The sequence below is a fragment of the Corynebacterium pseudodiphtheriticum genome, assembly GCF_023509295.1.
Taxonomy (GTDB): domain Bacteria; phylum Actinomycetota; class Actinomycetes; order Mycobacteriales; family Mycobacteriaceae; genus Corynebacterium; species Corynebacterium pseudodiphtheriticum.
In genome coordinates this window covers 1,374,479-1,399,689 of the sequence record NZ_CP091864.1, presented here as the reverse complement: position 1 = coordinate 1,399,689, position 25,211 = coordinate 1,374,479, and the positions used below count along the sequence as shown (strand labels likewise).

Sequence of the window (25,211 nt, the reverse complement as noted above, 5' to 3'; positions counted from 1 at the left end):
CGCAGAATAAAGGTGCCGAATAATGATATATTCGCAGGTTGCAAGCCTTATCAAGCAAGCCCGACAGGTAAATATCCTGGCTCACGTTAATCCTGACGCTGATGCCATTGGGTCGGCTTGTGCGCTTTCCCTGGGATTAAGACAACTCGGCATTTCTTCGCGGATGTTCGTTGGTCAAGAAAAAAGCATCCCGGAAAATCTTTTGTCCATTCCGCAGGCAAATAGGGTCGAGCTCTTCGGTGCTGGCGATACGTTACCCCCGGCAGACATACTCATCAGTGTGGACTGCGGGTCGCTTTCCCGGACAGGTACAGCTGCTTCCAGTTTCGAGGATTTCACTGGGCACACCATAAACATCGATCACCACGCAACAAACCCCGGATACGGAAGCATCAACTTGGTGGATGCAAGCCGTGAATCAACGACCGTGGTTCTTTATGAGTTGTTCGCGCACCTGGGAGTAGAACTTGATCAATCCATTGCGCATGGTTTGTATGCAGGGTTGATGACGGATACTGGAAGTTTCCGTTGGGGCAGTGCCTTAATGCATACCATGGCCGCGGAATTGATGAAGTTTGGTCTGGACACCAAACAAATAGCGGAAGATTTGGTGGATCTTACTGCTGCGGACGATTTGCAGATGACGGGTGAGGTTTTATCCAATCTGCAGATCAAAGCCGCTGGTTCGGTAAACATGGCAATTTTGCAGGTTCCACACCGCATCATTACAAGCCACAGTCAATCTGCCGTGGAAAAACTAGTTGATTTTGTGCGTTCGCTCGATGGCACGAACCTGGGAGTCGTGTGCAAAGAAATGGCGCCAGGGTACTGGAATATCTCATTGCGCTCAGGAGAAATTGATTGTTCGCAAATTGCCATGCAGCTCGGTGGTGGAGGGCATGTTCCCGCCGCAGCTTTTTCTGCGCGGGGAACCAATCGTGCAGTACTAAATCAGCTTTTCCGGGTGATTGAACGTGAGTGTCCATGACTAAAATTTCTCGTAATAACAGTTCCGAACTTAACGACGCTGTGCATAAAAGAACTGACGTAGATCGTGAGGTTACTGCACGCAGTATCTTTGGTCTCGCACTCCCTGCGCTTGGTGTATTGGCCGCGATGCCGTTGTATTTGCTGCTTGATACGGCGGTTGTTGGTCGTTTAGGCAGCTTTGAATTAGCAGCACTTGGTGCTGGGGCGACTGTGCAATCGATGTTGACAACACAGCTGACTTTTCTGTCGTATGGCACTACCGCCCGCTCGTCGCGGTTATTCGGGCAGGGTAAAAAATCTGCCGCGATAGCTGAAGGCGTGCAAGCAACCTGGGTAGCGCTTGCTGTGGGAGCGGTGTTGGCCGTTGGCTTGTGGATATTCGGTTCTACAATTGCGCAGTGGTTGACTGGCGATCCGGAGGTAGCTGCGGCCACGGCTAACTGGTTGCGAGTATCGGCATGTGCGATTCCACTGACCCTAGTGATCATGGCCGGTAATGGCTGGATGAGGGGCATCCACAACACGCGGTGGCCGTTCTATTTCACCTTAATAGGCGTTATCCCCGGTGCTCTTGCCCTGCCATTTTTGGTCTCCACTTTTGGGCTGGTTGGCTCAGCATGGGCGAATGTGCTTGGTATGGGGCTGACAGCATCGTGCTTTGTGTTGTGCTTGATTCGTGCACATGAGGGTAGTTGGGCACCACGAGGTCAAGTAATTGCACGGCAATTGGTATTGGGCCGCGATCTGATTTTGCGTTCACTGGCCTTTCAAGTGGCCTTTTTATCTGCGGCAGGTGTGGCTGCACGTTTCGGCACTAATGCTTTGGCAGCCCACCAGATCATGCTGCAGTTGTGGAATTTTTTGACATTGGTGCTGGATTCATTAGCAATTGCCGCTCAAGCGCTCATTGGTGCTGCTTTGGGCGGACGCACGGTTGCGTTGGCTCGGCGGACAGGCTTAAAGATTATCGGGTACTCCACAATTTTTGCGGTGGGGCTAGCCATAGTTTTTGCCGTGTTTTCTGGGTGGATACCTCGATTATTTACCGAGGACGCTGGAGTGCTAGAGACAATCATGACTCCGTGGTGGCTGCTGATCATCATGATCGTGCTGGGAGGCGTGCTATTTGCCATTGATGGCGTACTGCTTGGTGCAGGTGATGTCGCGTTTTTGCGCACGATTACGATTGGGGCAGTTTTATTGGGATTCTTGCCTGGCGTGTGGATCGCATACCTTGTCGACGGCGGACTGGCTGGCATTTGGTGCGGTTTGTTGGCATTTATCGTGTTTCGCACAGCTGCGGTGGTTTATCGTTTCCACTCGATGAAATGGGCCATGACGGAATGAACCATCCCCGGCCTACTTTGTGGGCAGTAGCTGATTTGCACGCCGCGGTGCGTGCGAACCGCCTGCGGCTCGATGAGATTACCCCGCGACATCCGGATGATTGGTTGCTGGTCGCAGGCGACGTCGCAGAGCGCCTAGATTTGATTTCTACGGTGTTGAGCGAGCTGCGCAGTCGGTTTGCGCAGGTGATTTGGGTCCCCGGCAATCATGAGCTGTTTTCTCGGTCGACGGACGCGCATAGGGGAAGGGCCAAATATGATGCTTTGGTGCAGATATGTCGCAGCATTGATGTTTTGACGCCGGAAGATACTTTCCCTGTGTTCGGTGATACCACCGTTGTGCCACTATTTACGCTGTATGATTACAGTTTTCGTCCAGCAGGTACTGGGGTAGAAGAGGCTTTGGAGCTTGCTGCACAGAAAAACGTAGTGATGACTGATGAAATCGCGATTGCACCATTCGCCGATATCCGGGCATGGTGCTGGGATCGGTTGGCCTATTCTATTACGCGTCTATCACGTGTTAACGGGCCGACAGTCTTAGTCAATCATTGGCCTTTGGTACAGGAACCGACGTTGCGTATGGCGTTGCCGGAACTTGCGTTGTGGTGCGGCAGTCGGCATACTCGCACTTGGCCGCAGCGCTATAACGCGAAGGCCGTGGTCTACGGCCATTTGCATATGCCAGCAATCTTTGAACTAGATGGCGTGGAACACCATGAGGTCTCGTTGGGATATCCCCGGGAATGGGGTCGAAGCGATCAGAATAGAATTTGGCCCTGCCCAGTGCTAGAACTGGTTGCTGATCCGAACGGTGGACAGATTGCGCAGCGGGTAGGACTCGAACAGTGCCGTGAAAGCCACCCGGAGCTACGGATACCGCGAGGTCGTGGCAAGGGGAGTGATGGGGTATGACCAGAAATTATGAGTTTTTGTTGCCGGATTCCGCCCGAATCGTTACGGTTCGCAGCGATGCGGCGGGGGACTTGAGTAATTTTCACAGGTTGCACCCGTTGGAACAATCGCTAGTCTCACATTCAGTGGAAAAACGCAAAGCTGAGTTTGGTGATGCTCGATGGTGCGCTCATCAAGCGCTCCGGCAGTTGGGTCATTCCAGAAACGAGCCTATTTTGCGGGGAAATCGAGGCATGCCGCTATGGCCGGAGGGGTTTTGTGGGTCCATGTCGCATACCTCTGGTATGCGGGCGGCGGCTGTGGCGCCGACTCATCGGTTACACAGCTTAGGAATCGATATTGAACCAGCGGAAAAATTACCAGTGGATATTGTGGATTTGATTCTCCGTGGTAGTGAAAAGCCACAAATTTCGCGTTTTCGAGCAACCGGAATATCGTGTGCGGATCGCATAATCTTTTGTGCGAAAGAAACCGTGTATAAGACGTGGTTTCCGATGACTCAGCGATGGTTAGGTTTCGAACAGGCCGAAATTGATCTGCGCGAAGACGGCACCTTCGTGGCCTATTTACTGGTTCGCCCGACCCCGGTGCCGTTGATAACTGGGAAGTGGATGATTGACGATGGCTTCGTATTTACTGCAGCAGCCGTGACCGAATCATCTCTGAGAACATGAGACCGCTAAAAGCTGAGACGACGAGACTGCTGAGTCATCAACTTATAAAGTACTGGGACGTGCCACGAAGACGGTTTTAATTTCGGCTCGTGCTCCTGTGGTTTCGGTGACTAGTGCTATCGCTTGCCCATTTGGGGCAATGGCCACAACTACACCGTCCAGACCGCAAGCGGGTAAACGTTTACCCATGGATAAATCGGTTGCTTGTTGTTCAGTGACTTGCCAGTGGGGGTAACTCCGTTGCAGAGCGTCGTCGAGGCTTAAGCTGAGCTGTGGATCGTCGGCCAGCTCGTCGAGGGTTGCCGCATCGCTGAGCCCATAAGGGCCAACGTGCGTTCGGCGTAGCTTCGTCAGATGGCCACCAACGCCCAGGTCTGAACCGATATCTCTGGCCAGGCTTCGGATATAAGTTCCGGAAGAACATGTCACGGTGCATGCAATATCAATAAAAGCAGTACCGGCCTCGTCGTCACTGCCGCGTCGTATGGAATGCACAGTAAATTGGTTGATCGTTACAGTGCGCGCGGGAATTTCTACGTCTTCGCCTTCGCGCACCCGCTGGTGGGCTCGTTTACCAGCAATTTTCACGGCGGAGACCTTCGCAGGGACTTGTTCGACTGTGCCGGTCCAGGAAGCAACTGCAGCTGCAATATCGTCGTCAGATAGGCCAGATAAACGAACACTGATCTGTTCTTGGTTCAGCCCGTCTTCGATTGTCGTTGCGGGGAGAAAATCGCCCTCGGCATCGTCAGTAGTGGTAGCAGCACCTAGCCGGATGGTTGCTTGGTAGGTTTTATCCGCGGCCACCATATGGGCTAGAAACTTGGTGCCACGCTTAATCCCGGCGACCAGTACTCCAGTTGCCATGGGGTCTAAAGTTCCCGCGTGTCCGACTTTTTTGGTGCGGAAGATACGGCGTAACTTGCCGACGACATCGTGTGAGGTCATGCCCGCTGGCTTGTCGACGACCACTAACCCGGAACCGTCTAGTGGGTCTGGCTGCGAAAAATCCGTAGCTGAATTCATAGCAGTCAGTGTATGCCTTAAGCTGGCAGGGTGAATATTTGGCAGGGTATGGACGAGATCCCCGAACACGTGGAATCCTCTGTGATCACCATCGGAGTTTTTGATGGGGTGCACCGCGGACATCAAGAGCTTATTTCTGCTGCGGTGCGCAAAGCACGAGCTACTGGGCAGCAATCGGTTCTGATTACCTTCGACCCGCACCCGGTTAGCGTATTTTTACCGGAACGTGCTCCGTTAGCACTGAGCAGTTTTGATCAGCGTATGTCCGTCGTGGAGAAAATGGGCATCGATAATGTGATGGTGATTGATTTCACCGTCGAGATGGCGGGTTGGTCGCCGCAGGAATACGTCGACCGGTTGCTCGTCAACAAACTGCACGCCAGTCACGTGATAATCGGAGAGAATTTCACTTTTGGTAAAGACGCCGTTGGCACGCCGGAAATCATGCGGCAGCTGTGTGCCGCGCGTGGGATTGGTGTAGACGTGGTGCAATTGTTGCATGATAAGACACTTGCCGACGGTGAGACTTTGGTTTGTTCGACAGCCGTTCGCAAATATCTTGCGGCCGGGAATGTGGCTGCTGCACGTCGGGCATTGGGGCGACCGTTTAGCGTCTATGGCCCGATCGTGCGCGGAGCCGGGAGGGGTGGTAAAGAGCTTGGATTTCCTACCGCGAACCAGTATTTTCCGGAAAACCTAGCCCTTCCTGCTGATGGAGTCTATGCAGGCTGGCTTGTGGTTGAGGGGTCGAATTCTCCGGTGAATGGGAATATGGTTCCGGGGGTGGCTTATGCTGCTGCCATTTCCGTGGGCACAAACCCGACTTTTGGTGATGACGAGCGCAGCGTGGAGTCTTTTGTATTGGACCGAGAAGCGGATTTGTATGGCTATGGTGCCACGGTTTATTTCGTTGATCGAATTCGGTCGATGGAGAAATATGATAGTTTAGATGCACTTCTGGAAGCTATTTCCCGTGATGTTTGCAGCATTCGTGAGGTCTTAGCACAGGACCTGGAGATGCGCGATAGTTCAGTTATTGATCATGATTCAGTGGCGGGGGAGTTTTTCTTGCAGCGTGCTTCACAGGGAGATTCGCGGGATTAGTGTCGATAGCCAGTCTTGATTCTGAGTTTCGCCAAACACAACCTCGTTATTTGCTCGTCAGTAGCCCTGGCGGCTAGTATGAGTGGCTGGTTTGCGACTATGGTCCGCAGTGGTTGCAAATAAATTTTCGTGTGGACTGAAATAAGGAGATAAGCATGGCTCTTTCTACAGAAAAGAAGCAAGAAATCCTGAAGGAATACGGCGTTCACGAGACTGACTCTGGTTCCCCAGAGGCCCAGGTCGCGCTGTTGACCTACCGTATCACCAACCTGACCGAGCACCTGAAAGATCACAAGCATGATCACCACTCTCGTCGTGGTCTGTTGCTGTTGGTTGGTCGTCGTCGTGGTTTGCTGAAGTACCTGCAGAGCAAAGACATTAACCGGTACCGCGACCTGATTTCTCGCTTGGGACTGCGTCGATAATTCGTTGTCGTTAAACAGCCTAGGCTGCGCGCTTATCGCCACCCGTCCGGCTTGCCGGGCAGGGTGGTTTTTGCGTATCACGGGTTTGTCTCATGCTAAACTGATTCTGGCTTATAAAATCTGCCAGGAATATTTCCGAAATAGGTATAGGTCTTTTATAAGAGATGAAGATCTTTTGGCGGCTACGATGATCGTCACCAGGAACGAGCTCGTTTAAGAGCAAGGAGTTTGTATGAGCAGCAACCAGGCTGTGCAAAAATTTATTGATGAAGAAGTCGGAATCAACGGTGTAGAAACCACCATCGACAACGGGGACTTCGGAACCCGTACCATCCGATTTGAAACTGGGCAGCTTGCCCGCCAAGCAGATGGCTCGGTGACCACCTACTTGGATGACGAGACAATGATCTTGTCGACGACGACCGCCTCTTCCAAGCCGAAAGAGGGGCTAAATTTCTTCCCGCTGACTGTCGATGTGGAAGAACGTATGTATGCTGCGGGCCGTATTCCGGGTAGTTTCTTCCGCCGTGAAGGTCGACCATCTACCGAGGCGATTTTGGCTTGTCGCTTGATTGACCGCCCGCTGCGTCCGACTTTCGTCAAAGGTTTGCGCAACGAGGTACAAAATGTCAACACAGTACTGTCGATAGCGCCGGGGGAATATTACGACGTGCTGGCCATCAACGGAGCTTCGGCAGCCACCCAGATTTCCGGATTGCCGGTTTCTGGTGCGGTCGGAGCGGTTCGTATGGCTTTGCTGGCCGACGATGAACACCCAGAAGGCGCGTGGGTCGCCTTCCCGAACCATCAACAGCACCAGGAAGCGCTGTTTGAGATGGTTGTGGCAGGCCGAATCGTGGAAAAGAAAGAAGGCGGCCAGAAGAAGGGGCGTCGAAATTCTAAAGGCAATAAATCTGCCAACAATGATGTGGCGATCATGATGGTGGAAGCTGGCGCGGGCGTGCAGGTAGCCGACCGTGTGGCTGCGGGAGCGCCGGCTCCAACCGAGTCCACTGTCGCGCAGGGCCTGGAAGCAGCGAAGCCTTTTATCTCTCTGCTGTGCCAGGCACAAACAGAATTGGCTAAGCAGGTTGCGAAAGAAACCGCGGAGTTCCCCTTGTTTAAGGAATATTCCGACGAAGTCTTTGAAGAAGTCGCAAAGAAGGCTCGCAAGAAGCTGCACAAGCTGCTATCGATTGGTGAGAAACAAGCCCGCGACGAAGCTATCAATGACTACATTGCTGAGTGGGACGAAGACCTCGCCGACGAGATCGAAGACAAATATGACATCGACGATGACGATGCGTTGTTGGAAATCCGTGCTGCATACAGTGCCTTGCAAAAAGAGATTGTCCGCGAAAAGATCTTGCGTGATGGCTACCGTGTAGATGGACGTCGCACCACTGACATCCGTGATTTGGAAGTGGAAGTCGAGTTAATTCCTCGAGCACACGGTTCTGCGTTGTTTGAGCGTGGCGAAACTCAGATCCTGGGGGTTACCACGTTGAACATGCTGGAGATGGTTCAGCGGGTAGATTCTTTGACCCCCGGTGAATCTAAGCGATACATGCACCATTACAACTTCCCACCATTCTCAACTGGTGAGACCGGCCGTGTTGGCTCCCCGAAACGCCGAGAAATTGGTCACGGAGCGCTTGCAGAGCGTGCGGTTGTGCCGGTAATTCCTTCACGCGAGGATTTCCCGTATGCCATTCGCCAGGTTTCTGAGGCGTTGGGATCAAATGGTTCGACTTCCATGGGATCTGTGTGCGCTTCTACCTTGTCGCTGTACAACGCTGGTGTCCCTTTGAAAGCACCTGTGGCTGGTATTGCTATGGGCCTGGTGTCCGGTGAAGTCGATGGTGAGGATCGCTTTGTCACCTTGACTGACATTTTGGGAGTGGAAGATGCATTCGGTGACATGGACTTTAAGGTTGCTGGTACGCCGGATTACATTACGGCTCTGCAATTGGATACCAAACTTGATGGCATTCCTTCTGACGTATTGGCCGAGGCTTTGGAACAGGCGCGCGAGGCACGCCTGACAATCCTAGAAACGATGACAGTTGTTATCGATTCGCCGGATGCCTTGGCTGATACCGCACCTCGGGTGATCACGGTAAACATCCCACCTTCGAAGATTGGTGAATTGATCGGCCCTAAGGGCAAGACGATCAATGCCATCCACGACGAGACTGGTGCTGAAATCTCTATCGAAGACGATGGCACCGTCTATGTGTCGGCGGCTACCGGCGAGGAAGCAGACGCCGCGGTGGAAAAGATCAACGCCATTGCGAACCCACAGCTTCCTAAGGTTGGGGAGCGTTTTTTGGGAACCGTCGTGAAGACTGTAGCTTTCGGCGCGTTTATTTCGCTGATGCCAGGCCGTGATGGTCTGATGCATATCTCCAAGATCGGCGGTAGTCGTCGCATCGAAAAGGTTGAAGACGAAATTAACGTCGGAGACAAGGTGCAGGTCGAGATCGCTGATATCGATGATCGGGGCAAGATCTCACTGGTGCCGGTGGAGGAAGATTAAATTCCACGCGGTCGTGGCCGGTGCGGTATAAACCGGTCACAATAAAGGCAGCATTCCGAGCGGTAATTTACATCGCCGGAGGCTGCCTTTGTTATTACCCCGAGCTTGCGCGCGGAGACTAAAAACTGTTATTGGATATCTATTTCTGGATATCTACGACCACACGCGTTGGATTTTCCAGGCGGGTAACGGAATAGGGTCGTGGCTTATCTAAGCCAATGATGAATTTAGACTGAGCTTCGAAGGCTCCGGCTAATTTGACTTCGGCAACCGACCCGGCGCCCGGGAAGCTTGCATTGAGATCGATCCATTGCGCTTGCTTTTGTGGATCAATTGGGGCAGGGGTGCCTTCTATAGCGATATTCAAAGCTGTATTGCCTTGATACTCCACGGGAAAGCCGGAACCAGGCTGTGCCGGGGTGTCTGTGTAGTGTGTGAACCAACCTGGCTTGCCGACACCTGCGAACTCGAATACGACCCGGTCAAATCCTTGGTGGGTACCTGTGCGCACATCCGTGGGGCTTAAATCACCAAGACCGTCAGGAAGGTCTTGCCGGTCTTCCATCGAAGGCGTGCCAAGCATTTGTGCACCTGCTGGCTGAGCTGATTCTTGACCACGTGCAGCGGTCGTGCGGGATGTATCTTGCGCGCCGTTTGTTTCGGTTGTCGTTTTGTTTTCGGTAGTTTCTGCTGGCTGTGGGGAGGTCGAGGTCACGGTGCTGGTTGGCCGCTGCGCGGAATTATCCGTATTGTCAGCGGTAGCGCATGCGCTTAACACCAACCCGGAAGTGATAATGGTGGCAGCCAAGCTGAGAAATGTCCGAGGAGTTTTCATGGTTCTAGTTTATCGTTTCTCTCGCAAATATTCGGCGAAAACTAAACACAGAGTCGATACAATTAGGTAACGAGATAGTCGGATCACTAAGCCATGCATAAAAATATGCGCTCTCATCATGGGGCGTTCTACCTAAGGAAGATTTATGACCATTAAAGTCGGAGTATTAGGAGCACGAGGCCGCGTCGGCAGTGCGATTGTGGAAGCTATTGACGGAAGCGATGATCTGGAACTAGTTGCTGCTGTCGATAGAGATGACAGTCTGGACATTTTAGTGGAAAAGCAGGCTGAAGTCGTCGTGGATTTCACCCAGCCAGCTGTGGTCATGGGGAACTTACAATTCTGCCTAGCACGCGGTATCCATTGTGTTGTTGGGACCACGGGTTTTGACGAGGAGCGCCTGGAAGAGGTGAAGCAGTGGGCTCAGGCGGATGGGGCTGGCCACGTGTTGATTGCACCGAATTTTGCAATCTCCGCTATTTTGACGATGCACTTTGCCCGTCAGGCCGCTGAATTTTTTGAGACCGCTGAAGTTGTGGAATACCACCACCCAACGAAACTTGATGCACCATCGGGTACCGCGATTCATACCGCGCAAGGTATTGCTCATGCGAGACGGCGAGCGAACATGCCGGAGATGCCGGATGCAACTGAGCAATCACTCGACGGCGCGCGTGGAGCAAATGTCGATGGGGTTCCAGTCCACGCAGTGCGCACCCGTGGGATGGTGGCACACGAAGAAGTGATCTTTGGTGCGCAAGGCCAATCGTTGACAATTCGACAAGATTCCTATGATCGGACATCCTTCGTTCCAGGCGTATTTACTGGTGTTCGTCAGATTAAAGATCACCCGGGTCTGACTGTGGGCCTGGAGAAATTCTTGGGCCTGAATTAGCACATGGCCACAGCTAAGAACCTGAAAGTAGATCTTCTCGCTGCTACTCAATTTTTTCCCCCACAGGATCCAGAGATAAATTGGCAAGCAGACTCTTCTGCAACGGATGCTGAATCTCTAGTGGAATTCGCTGGTCGTGCATGTTATGAAACGTTCGCGAAGCCAAACCCACATACCGCTGCTAATGATGCTTATTTGCACCACATCATGGAAGTAGGGCACACTGCGCTGTTGGAACACGCCACCGCGACACTGTATATTCGTGGGATTTCGCGCTCAGTGAGCCATGAACTTGTTCGGCATCGGCACTTTTCTTTTAGCCAGCTCTCGCAGCGGTTTGTGCATTCGGGAGACGCACAATTTGTTATGCCGGATGTAGTTGCAGGGGATGAGGAATTATCTCGTTTAGTGGAACAAGCAGTAGATGATTCTCGGTTTGTCTACAACGAGTTGCTTGCTGCTCTGGAAGAAAAACTTTCCGACGAGCCAAATGCCTTGTTACGCAAAAAACAGGCTCGGCAAGCAGCGCGTGCTGTGTTACCAAATGCGACGGAATCGCGCATTGTGGTGACGGGTAATTACCGCACGTGGCGGCACTTTATTGGTGCACGCGCGAGTGAGCACGCGGACGTGGAAATGCGCCGTCTGGCGGTCGAGTGTCTGCGGGTACTTCAGAAACAAGCGCCATCGTTGTTTTCAGATTTCTATATCAGTGCGTTATCGGATGGTACCTATATGGCGGCTAGCCCTTATGCCTAGCCTACGTTCAGATTGAATATTGCTAGGGTGCCTAAACACGGTCGAAAACCAAATCATACGCTCCAAAGGGTGCGCCGGTTCGTGGTTGGGCATGGGTAACGGGTAACCTAGAGCAGCATGAGCACAGGTTTGACAGTCAAGACTGGAGTCGAGACACTCGGCAGCGTCAGTGTTGCCATGGTTACCCCGTTCGATACGGACGGTGCCTTGGATATACCGGCTGCTCGAAAACTAGCCGCTCACTTGGTGGATAACGGCCTGGATGCCCTTGTAGTATCCGGTACCACCGGAGAGTCACCGACTACGACGGTGGACGAGAAACTTGAACTTCTGAAGGCTGTCAAAGATGAGGTCGGTGACCGTGCCAAGATTATGGCAGGTGTCGGTACGAACAACACGGCAACTACGATCGATCTAGCAAAAAAGTCCGCAGAAGCGGGAGCCGATTCTTTGTTAGTGGTCACACCGTATTATTCGAAGCCGAGTCAGGCAGGCCTTATCGCTCATTACACAGCGGTGGCGCAAGCAACCGATTTGCCCATCAGTTTGTATGACATTCCTGGACGCTCGGGCATCTCAGTGGAGTCGGACACGATTGCCGAACTTGCTAAGTTGCCCACCATCCAAGCAGTCAAAGACGCCAAAGGTGATCTGCATGCTGCTTGTAACCTCATGCAAGAAACTGGACTCGCATGGTATTCCGGTGACGACCCGGCCAATTTGCCGTGGCTGTCCGTCGGGGCCAGCGGCTTTATTTCCGTTATCGGACACGCCGCGCCACGAGCTTTGCGTGAGTTGTACGACGCATATGACGAGGGAAATCTCGCCCGTGCGCGAGAAATCCACACAAATGTATTAACACCGTTAATCCAGGCGCAGCAGCGTCTGGGAGGTGCCAATTTTGCTAAAGCAGCCCTGCGCGAACAGGGAATTGAAGTAGGCGAACCACGTCTGCCACTCGCTCCGTTAGACGACGAGCAGGTGGACGGGCTACGCCGTGATTTGGACCAAGCTGGAGTCTTATAGATGACTGAATCTCGCACCCGTTCCCGGAAAGTTTCCCGAAAAGCGGGGCCACCGGAGGACGCTGCAACCGTAGCGCAATCACTGTCACAATCTAGTGGTGCCACTGATACCGCACCAAGCCCTTCGTTTAAGCCACCAGAGGGGAATCCACAGTCTGGTGGAACCGATAACGATGGTGCTGGCAACAACCACAACCGACAGAAGTCGAGCAAGCCTAATAAACAGGGGAAGAAGCAGGGCAAACCCAATAAGCCGGATAACAAAAAATCTGGCAAGAATCCCCGCTCTAATAACCGGGAAGATTCTGGTTCAAATAAACAAGGCGCCGCTAAAGACAGCGAAAACAACCATGGCGACGGCAAGGACAATAACGGAGGCAACTCTGCTAAAGGTCGTGGCCGTGGTTCCCGTGGGCGAAATAACCGTGGCCGTGGTGGCAACAACCAGGGTGGCGGTAACAACCAGGGCGGCAGCAACAATCGTGGTCGCCGTAATGTACCGAAATCGATGCAAGGCGCTGATTTGACCAAACGCCTGCCAGAACCACCCCAGCTGCAAAAAGGCTCGCTGCGTATGTACGCTCTTGGTGGGATTTCGGAGATTGGTCGCAACATGACCGTCTTTGAGTACGATGGCAAGTTGCTGATCATCGACTGTGGCGTGTTATTCCCGTCGTCTGGAGAACCAGGCGTCGACTTGATCTTGCCTGACTTCGGCCCGATCGAAAAGAAGATCGATAAGGTAGAAGCGCTTGTTGTGACACACGCGCACGAAGACCACATTGGGGCTATCCCATGGCTGCTGAAGCTGCGGCCAGATATTCCAATTGTGGCTTCGAAATTCACTTTGGCGTTGATTGCTGCGAAGACTAAAGAACACCGCCAGAAGCCGAAGATGGTGGAAGTTAACGAAAAGTCAGATGTCAGCTACGGTCCGTTCCGTTGCCGTTTCTGGGCTGTCAACCACTCCATCCCAGACGCGCTGGGAATCATGTTGAACACCCCAGCTGGTTCAATCATTCACACGGGCGACATTAAGCTGGATCAGACCCCATTGGACAATCGTCCGACAGATCTTCCAGCCTTGTCACGTTATGGTGACGAAGGCGTAGACCTAATGCTGTGTGATTCCACCAATGCAACGGTTCCTGGTGTTTCTGCTACCGAGGCAGATATCGCTCCGACGTTGAAGCGGATTGTGGCGTCTGCGAAAAACCGCGTGATCGTTGCGTCCTTTGCATCTAACGTTTACCGTGTGCAGGCCGCCATTGATGCCGCGGTAGCAGCGCACCGTAAGGTTGCTTTTAACGGACGCTCGATGCTGCGAAACATGGAGATCGCGGAAAAGATGGGGTACCTCCGTGTACCAAAAGGAACCATCATCCCGATCGAAGAAGCCTCAAAGATGGCCCCGCACAAGACCATGCTCATCACTACCGGTACGCAGGGTGAGCCGATGGCTGCATTGTCACGCATGGCTCGTCGCGAGCATAGGCAGATCACCGTTCGAGCAGGAGATCTTATTATCCTGTCCTCCTCGCTGATCCCTGGTAACGAAGAAGCAGTTTTTGGCGTGATGAATATGCTTTCGCAGATCGGCGCTGAGCTGATTACCAACGCAGATGCTAAGGTGCACTCGTCGGGCCACGGTTATGCTGGTGAACTGTTATTCCTCTATAACGCAGCGCGACCAAAAAATGCATGGCCAGTCCACGGTGAATGGCGGCATCTACGTGCCAATAAAGAGCTTGCCATTTCTACCGGGGTGCCGCGCGAGAGAGTCATGTTGGCCCAGAATGGCGTGGTCATTGATATGACTAACGGTAAAGCAGAGGTTGTCGGACAAAAGACCGTTGGAAACCTCTACGTTGATGGCCTAAATATGGGCAACGTCGATGCGGATACCTTGGCTGACCGTACGAGCTTGGGCGCTGGTGGTGTCGTTTCTATTACGTGCGTGGTCGATAACCGAACTTCACAGCTTTTGGAGCGCCCACGTGTGGAGACAACGGGCTTTGCAGAAGACGATCGTGCCTTGATCCCACAGGTCGTCGAACTCGTGGATAATACGATGAATGATCTTGCTGCGGAAGGTGAAAACGACACCTACCGCATGGTGCAGAAGTTGCGCCGGAAGGTATCTCGCTTCATCGAGCAAAATTGGAAACGCGAACCTGTTATCCTGCCAACGGTTGTACCAATGGCTTCGGAAATAGAGATCGTCGACGACGAAGAGGTCGGTAATTCTCGCGAGTCCGTCTAAGCTCGCTTTTCTTCAAGAAGACATGTTTCCCAGGGTACCCTGGGAAACATGTCTTTTTCTGATTCGGAACGCCAATGCTTGGCAGACTTATTGCTCAAACGTGGTCCTGATGCCCCAACCTTATGTTCGGGTTGGAGGACCGCAGATTTAGCAGCGCACTTGTGGGTACGTGAACATCGTCCGGATGCGGCGTTGGGTATGTTTGTCCCGTCATTAGCTTCGCATCTTAGGAAAGTGCAAGAAAAGGCAAAGGCACAGCGTTACGAGCAGCTTGTAGAAAATTGGAGGCAGGGGCCTCCGCAGCTTTCCTTATTCCGATTGGTTGAAGCGAAGGCGAACGCAGTAGAAAACTTTGTTCACCATGAGGATGTCCGCCGTGCGGTACCGAATTGGCAACCTCGGGAAATTAGCTTTGAGGGTAAGAAATCCTTAGTCAGAGCTTTACCTTTTCTTGCTAAAACGATGTTGGGGAAATCCCGACTACCCATCATTCTTTCTGCGCCTGGTTTCCCACCAGTCACCTTCGGTGGAACCCGTGGTGTAGTCGATAAGGGTGATGATGTGGTGCGTGTGTCAGGGGATATTAGTGAATTGATCTTGTGGGTATTCGGACGTAATGCGGTCAGCGTTGAAATCACCGGGGAAGATCGTGCTATCGTGCGGTCAAGTTTTTAAGCTTGACTAACAGTTGTGTAAGTTAATGTAAGAAATTGGTGTGGCGCTTGGGGATAATGGGCATTGAGGTATTAGGGTATGGGGCATGTCTGTAAAGTCCACCAGCCCTCGCAATCATCGTGGTGGCGGCGAGCGAAACAAAGCCCGCGCCAACTCGACTCGCCCGGCTCCGCGTACCGGCCCCGGTCGCGCAGCGGGCAAAAAATTAAGTTCTGGAATGCCGGGAAAAACTGGTGGAGATCCGGCGAAATCTAGGGAGGAGAAGTCTGATTCTGCGAACCTAGAAACTGTAGTTTTTGGTTCTGCGCAACGTGCAGCCAATACCTCGCATGAACGTACGGGAAGTGCTTTCCGTGCTGTGGGTTCAGGTATTGCCACCGCATTTTCGAAAACATCAGATGCGCTCAAAAGGTTCGGAAATATTGGCCAGGCTGATGACGATTACGACGACTTGATCGATGATGCCGATACAGATGCCGATGCTGCCGAAATGGGCAGGCAAGCAGCTGACAAGAACAAGAAGCTGAAAAATTCACCTGCAGGATTAGATGAAGATCTCTACTCAGCAGACATGATGGGCAAGAAGGCTAAGGCAAAAAAGAGGCAACGTAGCTCAGGTGCGATGGCGCAATCCCGGGGAAGGAAACGCTCGACCGATACGGACGTGTCGGATGGTGACTTAGACCAGCATGGTGATGATGCACAGGCTGAGCAGACCGAGGGGGATGAGGTTGCTGTCTCCGAGTCGGCTCTCCCCGCGGCGAAACCGGAGGTAGGCGTACCTTCGTCACGCTCTGATGCGATTGCCTTGACACTGATTGGCGTTGCCATCGTTCTGGGGGCTTCTGTGTGGCTTGATATCGCTGGGTTTATTGGTCGAGCTATCGCGACGGCCACTCATGCAGTACTGGGGGCTGGGGCCTTCATTATCCCCGTCGCGCTCGTTATCGCAGCATCGGCGTTGTTTTCCGGCAGACGCGTGGCTGTAGAACACAGGGCTCGTGTATCCATCGGGACTGCGTTGATCGTTATTTCTATGCTCGGGTTGATTCATCTATTTTCCGGAGCGCCAGCAGAATGGCCGGAACGATTTGTCGCTGGTGGTGCACTCGGGGCATGGACAGGCGGAGCATTAGCTGCTGGATTCAGTCCCTATGTTGCTGTTCCTCTGTTGTTCCTAGTCATTATTTATGGTGCATTGAAGGTCACCGGAATTACGGTCAAAGAATTTACTGAGTATTTACGTAATGTAATTTCTGGTAATGGCAGCAAAAATTTGGACGTTGATCCCGATCGGGAGTCGGTCGGCGGCCACAATGAATACGGGGATGCCTACGGGCGAGCGAACGACGAAATTGCAGCCATTGCATCTGGAGCACAACGCATGCCACGTCGACGCGCGCCGTTGCGGGCGAATCCAGTGGCTTCGCAGTCTAATCGGCCAGGTTTCACAACAAGCCAGTCAAGCAACGCAGGGACACACGATGTAGTTGCTAATGGTAAGAAGAGCACCGGACTTTTTCCTCGCACCGAACACCCATCTCAGGTAGAACACACTGAGGTGCTTTACAGTAATGGTTCTCGAGAACATCAGGAGCAGGTTCCGAAGACTGCTGCTGGTTTGGAAAGTGCGCCGACGGCAAGTGATACGGATGAGTTTCCTGCGGTCTTGGACAGTCCAACGAGGTCTAGGTCTGCTCGTACGGAACCAGAAGTAGAGAAGACAGAAAAGCTGCCTCTAGCGCCTGAAGATGCTGTGGACCAAGCTCAAGCCGGGCTGCAACAAAAGCAAGCTGCAGAAAACCCGCGCACCGTGGATACCAAGCACCCGGATACGGCGCGACAAACTCGTGTGCCCGGAGTAAAACCGCAGTCTGACGCTCGTCAGCCTGTGGCACAACAAGCAACCCAGGTTGGTTTGGCGTCGCAGATTAATGATGGACCGCTTGAAGACGCAGGCGCGACTCAACAAGCATCGAAATTGGCCACTGAATATACGATTCCTTCTGCAGGTCTATTGGAACCGGGGCGAGCTCCGAAAACTCGGACGGAGATAAATGACCGCACAATTGAAGCCATCGATGCATGTTTTGCGGAATTTAAGGTTGATGCGCAGGTCACCGGTTTTACTCGTGGGCCAACAGTGACGCGTTATATCGTTGAGCTTGGGCCAGGTGTGAAGGTTAGCAAGATTACGAACTTGCAATCGAACCTTGCCTACGCGGTAGCCACTGGCAGTGTGCGTATTCTCGCTCCGATCCCCGGAAAGTCTGCAGTCGGTATCGAAGTGCCGAATTCCGACCGGGAAATCGTTCGCTTGCGTGATGTCCTGGAATCTGAGGTTATCGCGGGAGACGAAGATCCGACATTGGTTGGGTTGGGTAAAGATATTGAAGGCGAATTCATCTCGTCGTCGATTCAGAAAATGCCCCATTTGCTGGTTGCCGGTTCGACTGGTTCTGGTAAATCGGCTTTCGTTAATGCGATGTTGGTTTCACTGTTAACTCGCGCCACTCCGGATGATGTTCGGTTGATCCTGGTGGACCCCAAGATGGTGGAATTGACCCCGTATGAGGGCATCCCGCACTTGATTACACCGATTATCACGCAACCGAAGAAAGCCGCAGCGGCGTTGCAGTGGTTGGTGGAAGAAATGGAGCAGCGCTACCAGGACATGCGCTCGGCGCGCGTGCGTCATATTAAGGATTTCAACCACAAAGTGCGCACCGGTGAGGTACAAGCCCCGGCGGGGTCCGAACGGAAGATGGAACCGTACCCATTCATCGTGTGCGTGGTGGACGAGTTAGCAGATCTTATGATGACGGCTCCGAAGGAGATCGAGGAATCCATCGTGCGGATCACGCAAAAAGCGCGTGCAGCTGGTATTCACTTGGTCCTTGCTACGCAACGTCCATCGGTAGATGTCGTTACTGGTCTAATCAAGACTAACGTGCCGTCGCGGTTGGCATTCGCGACTTCGTCTTCCACAGACTCGCGTGTGATCCTGGATCAAACAGGCGCGGAGTCGCTTATTGGTATGGGTGATGGTTTATTCATTCCACAGGGTGGAAGGCCAGTGCGTATGCAGGGTGCATTTGTGTCCGACGATGAGGTGTACGCCGTCGTCGAGGCTGCGAAGGAGCAAGGGGAACCGGACTATACCGAGGGTGTTACCGAGGACAAACAAGCCGAGGCGAAAAAAGCAATCGATGATGATATCGGCAAGGATATGGACGACTTGCTGGAAGCCGTCGAGCTTGTGGTGACTTCCGGATTAGGCTCAACGTCTATGTTGCAGAGGAAGCTACGCATCGGTTTTGCAAAAGCTGGGCGCCTGATGGACCTCATGGAAACCCGCGGAATCGTCGGCCCATCGGAGGGCTCGAAGGCGCGCGAAGTATTGACGAAGCCAGAAGAACTTGACACTACGATTTGGATGATCAAGGGAGCAGATCCGGCCGACGCCCCGCGAGAAGTGCAAGAGCAGCAGAATCAGGGGCAGCCGGATAACGTTGTCGAGGACTCCGCTGGCGACACGGATGGTTCAGCTCATATTACAAAAGCTACGTATAATCCAACGTCACAAGCTTTTTAGCGCGTTGAATAACCACATCTTTGGTTCAGTGCGCTAGACTGTTGTGCAGTCCATGGAGGGGAGTATCCTCGACGCGACAGTAATCGTCAACACGGTACGAAGCCTTCTGTACCCGGTTCTGTCGGCCCAGTATGAGTGCATTGAGGCTCGTAAGAGCTCGCAATTATGCGGATACTGCGGTAGGAGAGACCTCTGGTCCATCTACATGCTGACCGGAGGTCATGGTGGGAGTACCACTTTTTATTTGGTTGATTACGATCGCTGTCATCGTAGGGTTCTTCATTTTCGATTTCTATAGTCACGTGCGCACGCCACACGCGCCGACACTAAAAGAAGCTGGCTTTTGGTCGGCGTTCTATATCGGTCTGGCTCTTCTTTTCGGTGCGGTCGTGTGGTTTGGCTGGGATGCTGAGCATGGAGTCGAGTACCTTACGGGCTATGTGACTGAGAAAGCCTTGTCAATCGATAATCTCTTTGTCTTTGCATTGATTATCGGAGCTTTCCAAGTGCCTCGTAAGTATCAACAAAAAGTGTTGTTGATCGGCATTGTGCTGGCTCTCGTTTTTCGCTTGATATTCATTCTGGCTGGTTCTGCCTTGATCTCTGCATGGTCCGATATCTTCTATGTATTCGCGATCTTTTTGCTGTATATCGCGATTAAACTTGTCGTTGATGAGTTTCAGGATAAGCCAGAAACCCATCCGAATGACATGTTTATCATCAAAGCAATACGCAAGATTATGCCAGTGACAAAGGACTATCACGGGGATAAATTGGTCATTCGTAAGTCCGGAAAAACCGCCGTCACACCGCTTCTGGTAGCACTGTTGGCAATTGGGTTTATTGACGTCATGTTCGCTTTTGATTCAATTCCGGCAATTTACGGTATTACGACCGAGGCTTACCTGGTGTTTGCTGCAAATGCCTTTTCGCTGATGGGGCTGCGTCAGCTGTATTTCCTTCTCGACGGGTTGCTAGATCGCTTGATCTATCTGGCGTACGGATTAGGCGTGATCCTAGGATTTATTGGCATCAAACTTCTACTGCATGCACTGCATGAAAACAACCTGCCTTTTATTAATGGTGGCGAGAATCTTGCAGTGCCAGAAGTATCCACGGTCGGTTCGCTAGTGTTCATTGTTGCGACATTGGTTGTGACCGTTATTGCCTCGATCATTAAATCTCGTCGCGATGTAGCTCAAGGTGCCATTGATACCCGCAAAGCCGCGGGGGTATAACCAGACGCGCAACACTGAAGGGGTAAGGTTCTAGGTGTGAGTACCACATCTGCGAAGCCGTCTAACCTAAATCTCCCGAACGTTCTCACGAGTATGCGGATCGCTTTTATACCGGTCTTTGTATGGCTCGTCCTTGCAGGCGGGGGAACAGAAATCGCTTGGATGTGGGCTGCTTTCCTGGTTTTTGTGGCGCTTATGGTCACGGACAAACTCGATGGAGATATAGCCCGAGCGCGCGGGCTCGTGACCAACTTCGGCAAAATTGCAGACCCTATTGCCGATAAAGCGCTCATGACGGCAGCCTTAGTCAGCTTGAATGTCATCGGCGAGTTGCCAGTTTGGATCACTGTTGTAATCCTCGTTCGTGAATTTGGCATAACAGTTTGGCGTTTTGCTTTGCTGCGTCAAGGAAAAGTGGTTCCTGCTAGCCAAGGGGGGAAGCTCAAGACGGCGCTCCAGTCTCTCGCAGTTGCCCTGTATCTTTGTCCACTGCCAAGTTGGATGGATATTCCGACGTTGCTTGTAATATTAGCCGCCGTTGCAGTTACTTTATGGACGGGATATGTCTATCTTCGGGATTCTCAGCGGGAGAATTAGTGTGAGTGAAGCAGACAGAAACTTTATTAATGCTGGAACAGTGCTCGGGGTATTGGAATCACGGGGGCAGACTCTAGCTACCTGTGAGTCTTTGACTGCCGGTGCGCTGGCAGCGCGGATAGCCGATATCCCGGGGGCTTCGGCAGTGTTACAAGGTGGGTTGGTCACTTATTCTGCGGATCTGAAATCTTCTTTAGCTAGAGTCGATGCCGACGTGATTGCACATTATGGTGTTGTCTCTGCAGAATGTGCGAGAGCAATGGCCGCCGGAGCTCGCATAGTGTGTGAGAGTGATTGGGCTGTGTCCCTGACTGGTGTGGCTGGCCCAGGGGCTGCGGACGGTCATGCTTCTGGTGACGTTTATGTTGCGGTAGCCGGCCCGAAGATGGGAAACGGCGAGTCGGCTTTCTACCAATGGCCGGATGTCTCGCGTGCGCAGGTTCGTGACAACGCTGTGGATGCTGCAATTCAGCTTTTATACGAGAAAATCACTTTGCACTAGAGCACCTTAAATTAACCATAGATTCTTGTTCCTTAGCGCTAGACAATTCTCGAAAGTGCTTTCGCTTAAACCGGCAAACTCCGTCCTTTGCGTGAAAGGTCGTTGTATACTTGCCGAAGATCCCACATTTCGAGTGGGAACAAATAATGAACTCGAATCGTTGGAATTAGTGATGGCAACTCAATCAGTAGTACTCGATACTCCGATTATCACCGGAGAGCCCACTGCGTATCATGAACGTTTAGCGCAGCCAGAACCGTTATTGCGGCAAGCCCTAGGGCTCGCGCTGCGTGCTTTTCGCGCCGATAAAGGTGTCACGTTGCGTGAACTTGCGAAAGCGGCTCGGGTTTCGCCGGGCTATATTTCCGAGCTAGAGCGCGGACGCAAGGAAGTCTCGTCGGAACTATTAGCATCTGTCTGTCACGCGTTGAATGCCACTGTTGCTGACGTGCTCATCGAAGCTGCTGGAAATATGGCGATGACTTCGGTTGACCAAGAACTGGCGAAAGCTTCCCCGGTTGCAGCGGAGCCAGTCTCGGAGCTGTAGAATTCGCACAGTTCGTCGGTCCATTGATTCCGTTGATTTGTGGTTCTATAGGGACTGCGAGACCTACTTATTGACCTCGATACGCACATAGGAAGGCGTTTGATTAAGCATGGCTAATCCTTTCAGTAAAGCATGGAACTATTTCATGGCTCTGTTCGATTCCAAGATCGACGAACATGCGGATCCGAAAGTTCAGATCGAGCAGGCGATTAGCGACGCGAAACGCCAGCACCACGAATTATCGCAGCAGGCAGCTGCTGTTATTGGCAACCAGCGGCAATTAGAAATGCAGTTGAACCGCCGCCTTAATGAGGTCGAAAAACTTCAGTCCAATACCAAACAGGCTCTTGAACTGTCAGATAAGGCTCGCCGCGAGGGCGATGAGCGCAAGGCAGTTGAATACGAAAATGCTGCTGAAGCTTTTGCTGCACAACTGGTGACTGCAGAACAATCCGTGGAAGAGACCAAGCAGCTACACGATCAGGCGCTAAAACAGGCGTCTCAAGCCAAGCAGGCAGTTGAACGGAATAACATGCAACTGCAAGAAAAGTTCCAGCAACGTTCGAAGTTGTTGAGCCAGCTGGAACAGGCCAAGATGCAGGAGAAGGTTTCGGAGTCGTTGAACTCCATGAACAATCTCACCAACGACTCTTCTCCTTCACTCGATAGTGTGCGCGACAAGATTGAGCAACGTTATTCTCGTGCACTCGGTCAAGCTGAGTTGTCCGAGAACTCAGTTCAAAATCGCATGCACGAGGTCAAGCAGGCCGGTATCCAGATGGCAGGGCATTCGCGACTCGAGCAGATTCGTGCGGAGATGACTGGCTCGAACTCTGCGCAACAATCCGTCACGCAAGGGCAATCTACTGCCCCGAAACAAGTGGAATCTGGACAGCAAGCCAGCTCTCAGACGCAGCCGACTTCACAGCCACAGGTTTCACAAGATGAGATTGCGAAACGTATGCGTGAACTCCGTGGCGAATAAGTCACATCAGCACCAATAAGATGTCGATTTTAAGGCGGTGATGTTATGCGGTTAACCGAATTCAGTCGCCTGCTCAATGATGAGTTTGGCGAAACTCAGGCGAAATGGATAGCGCACTCACATGTGTTAACCGGCCGTGAAGCTACTGCCGACGAACTCATCGACGCGGGATGTGATCCGGCAGAAATTTGGGATGGAATCATGCATGATTTTCGTATTCCAGAAGAACGTCGCCTAGGTAAAGATAATCCCGGCTGGTAAGGGTCCTGCTACCGCATGAACCCGCGTCGCCAGGTGCAAAACCGGTTAGCCGGGGGCAGGATGATCCGTGGAACCAAAAGTAAGCGGACGCAGTCTAATTGATATGCACTACAAGAAAATGACGATCGCGTTTGCATGACAGAACATGTCGACGCGGTTAATTGATGTGATTAGGTACTCTCCATGAGTCCTAGTGAAAGTAGAGGAAATGGCACCAAAGAAAAAAACTAATAGCAAGAAATCCGATAACGCAGGGTCAGACCGCCAGAAGGCCTTAGATGCCGCGATGGCGATGATCGAGAAGGACTACGGCAAGGGTGCGGTTATGCGTTTGGGTGACGATGACCGTCCTCCAATCCAGGCGATTTCATCCGGTAATACCGCGATCGACGTCGCATTGGGGATTGGAGGATTCCCGCGTGGTCGAGTCGTGGAAATCTATGGTCCAGAATCTTCGGGTAAAACGACTGTAACTTTGCATGCGATTGCAGAAGCTCAGAAGGCAGGCGGTATTGCGGCATTCATCGATGCTGAGCACGCGCTCGATCCGGAATACGCTCGACTCTTAGGCGTCGACACCGATAACTTGCTGGTCTCGCAACCAGATACTGGAGAGCAAGCATTAGAAATTGCGGATATGTTGATTCGTTCCGGCGCAATCGACATCATCGTGGTGGACTCGGTTGCCGCCTTGACACCAAAGGCCGAGATCGAAGGCGAGATGGGAGATTCGCACGTCGGACTGCAAGCGCGCTTGATGTCGCAGGCATTGCGGAAGATGACTGGCGCTTTGTACAACTCTGGTACCACCGCGATCTTCATTAACCAGCTGCGCGAGAAAATTGGCGTGATGTTTGGCTCACCAGAAACCACCACCGGCGGCAAAGCTTTGAAGTTCTATTCTTCAGTTCGCTGCGATATTCGTCGAATCCAAACTCTAAAAGATGGCCAAGATGCGATCGGTAACCGGACAAAAATCAAGATTGTCAAAAACAAAGTTTCGCCACCGTTTAAGGTCGCTGAATTTGACATCATGTATGGCGAAGGTATCTCACGTGAGTCTTCGATCATTGATCTGGCCGTGGAAAACAATATCGTGAAAAAATCTGGTTCCTGGTTCACCTACGAAGGGGAACAGCTTGGCCAAGGAAAAGAAAAAGTCCGTCAGTTCCTGAAATCGAACCCTGATCTGAGCGATGAACTAGAGCAAAAGATTTTCCAGAAGCTTGGAATTGGTAAATACGCAGCTAAGAATAATAAGGATGCCGAAAACTTCGATGTTCCAGGATCAGATACACCATTGAGCGATAACGCAGACGCTAATGACGGTGCGCCAGATTTCGATGACTCCGAAGAGTAACCAGCCTGCGCATCAATCTCGTGGCGATTCGCAGCCGAGTGCACGAAAAATTGCGCAGTTGCGGGATGCCATTGCCGCACACACCGCCAAAAACTCGGATGGTTCGGCTTTTATCGATCACGAGCTAGAAGAAGCAAAAGCACCGGTGCGCAAAAAGGCCCTCGGCCTACTCAATTACCGTGCACGCTCCACGCAGGAGCTGCGCGGTAAACTTCTCGATGCAGAATTCGAAGCAGAGGTTATCGACGAAGTCATCGCTGATTTAGAACATTCTGAATTATTGAATGACGAGAAATTTGCACACGAGTGGGTCCATCAGCGACACCAGCGACGTGGGAAGACACGGTTGGTGCTCGACCATGAATTGGCGGACAAAGGCATCGCCCCGGGGATTAGGGCGCAGGCACTGGAACAAATCGATGATGACGACGAAGCCGCGCTCGCAGAAACCTTGGCAAGGAAAAAAGCCAAGAAGGTAAAACGAGTGGAAGATCGTACAGCTTATGACAAAGAGCTGCGGAAAATTGTCGGGGTCCTTGCGCGGCGAGGATTTGGCCAGGGGATGGCACTCGGCGTTGCACGACAAGCTCTCGACAAGCGATGTGATGAGTTAGGAACCGAAGTTCGCTAGGGTTTGGCCCAGACCGGCAACAAA

At 52.3% G+C, this 25,211-nt stretch carries 23 protein-coding genes; 21 read left to right on the top strand and 2 right to left on the bottom strand.

Annotated elements, in window-relative coordinates:
• The first annotated feature begins 22 nt into the window (after window positions 1-22).
• Genes L9H78_RS06270 through L9H78_RS06255 form a run of 4 tightly spaced genes read left to right on the top strand, consistent with a single transcriptional unit; the run spans window position 23 to window position 3,925 of the window.
• A complete protein-coding gene (locus L9H78_RS06270; RefSeq protein WP_249617303.1) occupies window positions 23-988 on the top strand; it encodes a DHH family phosphoesterase in 966 nt (321 codons plus the stop codon).
• On the top strand, window positions 985-2,337 hold the full coding sequence (locus L9H78_RS06265; RefSeq protein ID WP_283775180.1) for an MATE family efflux transporter: 1,353 nt from the start codon (window positions 985-987) through the stop codon (window positions 2,335-2,337). Before L9H78_RS06270 ends, L9H78_RS06265 begins: the two co-directional genes overlap by 4 nt.
• Entirely contained in the window at window positions 2,319-3,251 is a 933-nt protein-coding gene (locus L9H78_RS06260) for a metallophosphoesterase family protein (RefSeq protein ID WP_249617302.1), read from the top strand. The genes L9H78_RS06265 and L9H78_RS06260 overlap by 19 nt, the downstream gene beginning before the upstream one ends.
• Window positions 3,248-3,925: a 4'-phosphopantetheinyl transferase family protein gene (locus L9H78_RS06255; protein WP_249617301.1), complete on the top strand. Its 678-nt coding sequence runs from the start codon at window positions 3,248-3,250 to the stop codon at window positions 3,923-3,925. Before L9H78_RS06260 ends, L9H78_RS06255 begins: the two co-directional genes overlap by 4 nt.
• Before the next feature lie 42 nt (window positions 3,926-3,967).
• On the opposite strand, the gene truB is transcribed toward L9H78_RS06255, so the two are convergent.
• Window positions 3,968-4,951 carry a tRNA pseudouridine(55) synthase TruB gene (truB, locus tag L9H78_RS06250; RefSeq protein WP_249617300.1) on the bottom strand — a complete coding sequence of 328 codons (984 nt, stop codon included), beginning with the start codon at window positions 4,949-4,951 and terminating at the stop codon, window positions 3,968-3,970.
• A gap of 30 nt (window positions 4,952-4,981) precedes the next feature.
• On the opposite strand from truB, the gene L9H78_RS06245 reads away from it, so the two are divergent.
• The 3 genes from L9H78_RS06245 (at window position 4,982) to L9H78_RS06235 (ending at window position 9,019) form a co-directional block, all read left to right on the top strand.
• Entirely contained in the window at window positions 4,982-6,055 is a 1,074-nt protein-coding gene (locus tag L9H78_RS06245) for a bifunctional riboflavin kinase/FAD synthetase (protein ID WP_283775178.1), read from the top strand.
• A gap of 155 nt (window positions 6,056-6,210) precedes the next feature.
• Window positions 6,211-6,480 carry a 30S ribosomal protein S15 gene (rpsO, locus tag L9H78_RS06240; RefSeq protein ID WP_021352650.1) on the top strand — a complete coding sequence of 90 codons (270 nt, stop codon included), beginning with the start codon at window positions 6,211-6,213 and terminating at the stop codon, window positions 6,478-6,480.
• 232 nt (window positions 6,481-6,712) lie between these two features.
• Window positions 6,713-9,019 (top strand): polyribonucleotide nucleotidyltransferase, encoded by a 2,307-nt coding sequence (locus L9H78_RS06235; protein ID WP_249619579.1) that lies wholly within the window; start codon window positions 6,713-6,715, stop codon window positions 9,017-9,019.
• Window positions 9,020-9,158: 139 nt separating this feature from the next.
• Here the strand turns inward: L9H78_RS06235 and L9H78_RS06230 are convergent, their stop codons facing one another.
• Window positions 9,159-9,854, bottom strand: a complete 696-nt coding sequence (locus L9H78_RS06230; RefSeq protein WP_249619578.1) for an AMIN domain-containing protein — start codon at window positions 9,852-9,854, stop codon at window positions 9,159-9,161.
• A gap of 145 nt (window positions 9,855-9,999) precedes the next feature.
• On the opposite strand from L9H78_RS06230, the gene dapB reads away from it, so the two are divergent.
• The 14 genes from dapB (at window position 10,000) to L9H78_RS06160 (ending at window position 25,187) form a co-directional block, all read left to right on the top strand.
• The gene (dapB, locus tag L9H78_RS06225; RefSeq protein WP_249619577.1) at window positions 10,000-10,749 is read left to right on the top strand and encodes a 4-hydroxy-tetrahydrodipicolinate reductase; all 750 of its coding nucleotides are present in this window, start codon (window positions 10,000-10,002) and stop codon (window positions 10,747-10,749) included.
• A gap of 3 nt (window positions 10,750-10,752) precedes the next feature.
• Complete coding sequence (gene thyX, locus L9H78_RS06220; RefSeq protein WP_249619576.1) at window positions 10,753-11,508, top strand: FAD-dependent thymidylate synthase; 756 nt, start codon at window positions 10,753-10,755, stop codon at window positions 11,506-11,508.
• A 117-nt stretch (window positions 11,509-11,625) separates the two neighbouring features.
• Complete coding sequence (gene dapA, locus L9H78_RS06215; RefSeq protein WP_249619575.1) at window positions 11,626-12,534, top strand: 4-hydroxy-tetrahydrodipicolinate synthase; 909 nt, start codon at window positions 11,626-11,628, stop codon at window positions 12,532-12,534.
• Window positions 12,535-14,796 carry a ribonuclease J gene (locus L9H78_RS06210; protein WP_249619574.1) on the top strand — a complete coding sequence of 754 codons (2,262 nt, stop codon included), beginning with the start codon at window positions 12,535-12,537 and terminating at the stop codon, window positions 14,794-14,796. It abuts the gene before it with no gap.
• 48 nt (window positions 14,797-14,844) lie between these two features.
• Complete coding sequence (locus L9H78_RS06205; protein ID WP_249619573.1) at window positions 14,845-15,471, top strand: TIGR03085 family metal-binding protein; 627 nt, start codon at window positions 14,845-14,847, stop codon at window positions 15,469-15,471.
• Window positions 15,472-15,556: 85 nt separating this feature from the next.
• Complete coding sequence (locus L9H78_RS06200; RefSeq protein WP_249619572.1) at window positions 15,557-19,066, top strand: FtsK/SpoIIIE family DNA translocase; 3,510 nt, start codon at window positions 15,557-15,559, stop codon at window positions 19,064-19,066.
• Window positions 19,067-19,287: 221 nt separating this feature from the next.
• Window positions 19,288-20,304 carry a TerC family protein gene (locus tag L9H78_RS06195; RefSeq protein WP_249619571.1) on the top strand — a complete coding sequence of 339 codons (1,017 nt, stop codon included), beginning with the start codon at window positions 19,288-19,290 and terminating at the stop codon, window positions 20,302-20,304.
• A 36-nt stretch (window positions 20,305-20,340) separates the two neighbouring features.
• Complete coding sequence (pgsA, locus tag L9H78_RS06190; RefSeq protein ID WP_283775177.1) at window positions 20,341-20,901, top strand: CDP-diacylglycerol--glycerol-3-phosphate 3-phosphatidyltransferase; 561 nt, start codon at window positions 20,341-20,343, stop codon at window positions 20,899-20,901.
• A gap of 1 nt (window position 20,902) precedes the next feature.
• On the top strand, window positions 20,903-21,403 hold the full coding sequence (locus L9H78_RS06185) for a CinA family protein (RefSeq protein ID WP_249619570.1): 501 nt from the start codon (window positions 20,903-20,905) through the stop codon (window positions 21,401-21,403).
• 172 nt (window positions 21,404-21,575) lie between these two features.
• A complete protein-coding gene (locus tag L9H78_RS06180; RefSeq protein ID WP_249619569.1) occupies window positions 21,576-21,950 on the top strand; it encodes a helix-turn-helix domain-containing protein in 375 nt (124 codons plus the stop codon).
• A 109-nt stretch (window positions 21,951-22,059) separates the two neighbouring features.
• On the top strand, window positions 22,060-22,935 hold the full coding sequence (locus L9H78_RS06175) for a PspA/IM30 family protein (protein ID WP_249619568.1): 876 nt from the start codon (window positions 22,060-22,062) through the stop codon (window positions 22,933-22,935).
• Window positions 22,936-22,980: 45 nt separating this feature from the next.
• Entirely contained in the window at window positions 22,981-23,196 is a 216-nt protein-coding gene (locus tag L9H78_RS06170) for a DUF3046 domain-containing protein (RefSeq protein ID WP_021352635.1), read from the top strand.
• Between the two features lie 208 nt (window positions 23,197-23,404).
• Window positions 23,405-24,556 carry a recombinase RecA gene (gene recA / locus L9H78_RS06165; RefSeq protein ID WP_249617289.1) on the top strand — a complete coding sequence of 384 codons (1,152 nt, stop codon included), beginning with the start codon at window positions 23,405-23,407 and terminating at the stop codon, window positions 24,554-24,556.
• Window positions 24,540-25,187 (top strand): regulatory protein RecX, encoded by a 648-nt coding sequence (locus L9H78_RS06160; protein WP_249619567.1) that lies wholly within the window; start codon window positions 24,540-24,542, stop codon window positions 25,185-25,187. Before recA ends, L9H78_RS06160 begins: the two co-directional genes overlap by 17 nt.
• The last annotated feature ends 24 nt before the right edge of the window (window positions 25,188-25,211 follow it).

Coding starts and splice junctions, on each gene's coding strand:
- L9H78_RS06270 (WP_249617303.1), top strand. CDS start 23: ATGATATATTCGCAGGTTGCAAGCCTTATCAAGCAAGCCCGACAGGTA.
- L9H78_RS06265 (WP_283775180.1), top strand. CDS start 985: ATGACTAAAATTTCTCGTAATAACAGTTCCGAACTTAACGACGCTGTG.
- L9H78_RS06260 (WP_249617302.1), top strand. CDS start 2,319: ATGGGCCATGACGGAATGAACCATCCCCGGCCTACTTTGTGGGCAGTA.
- L9H78_RS06255 (WP_249617301.1), top strand. CDS start 3,248: ATGACCAGAAATTATGAGTTTTTGTTGCCGGATTCCGCCCGAATCGTT.
- truB (WP_249617300.1), bottom strand. CDS start 4,951: ATGAATTCAGCTACGGATTTTTCGCAGCCAGACCCACTAGACGGTTCC.
- rpsO (WP_021352650.1), top strand. CDS start 6,211: ATGGCTCTTTCTACAGAAAAGAAGCAAGAAATCCTGAAGGAATACGGC.
- L9H78_RS06235 (WP_249619579.1), top strand. CDS start 6,713: ATGAGCAGCAACCAGGCTGTGCAAAAATTTATTGATGAAGAAGTCGGA.
- L9H78_RS06230 (WP_249619578.1), bottom strand. CDS start 9,854: ATGAAAACTCCTCGGACATTTCTCAGCTTGGCTGCCACCATTATCACT.
- dapB (WP_249619577.1), top strand. CDS start 10,000: ATGACCATTAAAGTCGGAGTATTAGGAGCACGAGGCCGCGTCGGCAGT.
- thyX (WP_249619576.1), top strand. CDS start 10,753: ATGGCCACAGCTAAGAACCTGAAAGTAGATCTTCTCGCTGCTACTCAA.
- dapA (WP_249619575.1), top strand. CDS start 11,626: ATGAGCACAGGTTTGACAGTCAAGACTGGAGTCGAGACACTCGGCAGC.
- L9H78_RS06210 (WP_249619574.1), top strand. CDS start 12,535: ATGACTGAATCTCGCACCCGTTCCCGGAAAGTTTCCCGAAAAGCGGGG.
- L9H78_RS06205 (WP_249619573.1), top strand. CDS start 14,845: ATGTCTTTTTCTGATTCGGAACGCCAATGCTTGGCAGACTTATTGCTC.
- L9H78_RS06200 (WP_249619572.1), top strand. CDS start 15,557: ATGTCTGTAAAGTCCACCAGCCCTCGCAATCATCGTGGTGGCGGCGAG.
- L9H78_RS06195 (WP_249619571.1), top strand. CDS start 19,288: ATGGTGGGAGTACCACTTTTTATTTGGTTGATTACGATCGCTGTCATC.
- L9H78_RS06180 (WP_249619569.1), top strand. CDS start 21,576: ATGGCAACTCAATCAGTAGTACTCGATACTCCGATTATCACCGGAGAG.
- L9H78_RS06175 (WP_249619568.1), top strand. CDS start 22,060: ATGGCTAATCCTTTCAGTAAAGCATGGAACTATTTCATGGCTCTGTTC.
- L9H78_RS06170 (WP_021352635.1), top strand. CDS start 22,981: ATGCGGTTAACCGAATTCAGTCGCCTGCTCAATGATGAGTTTGGCGAA.
- recA (WP_249617289.1), top strand. CDS start 23,405: ATGGCACCAAAGAAAAAAACTAATAGCAAGAAATCCGATAACGCAGGG.
- L9H78_RS06160 (WP_249619567.1), top strand. CDS start 24,540: ATGACTCCGAAGAGTAACCAGCCTGCGCATCAATCTCGTGGCGATTCG.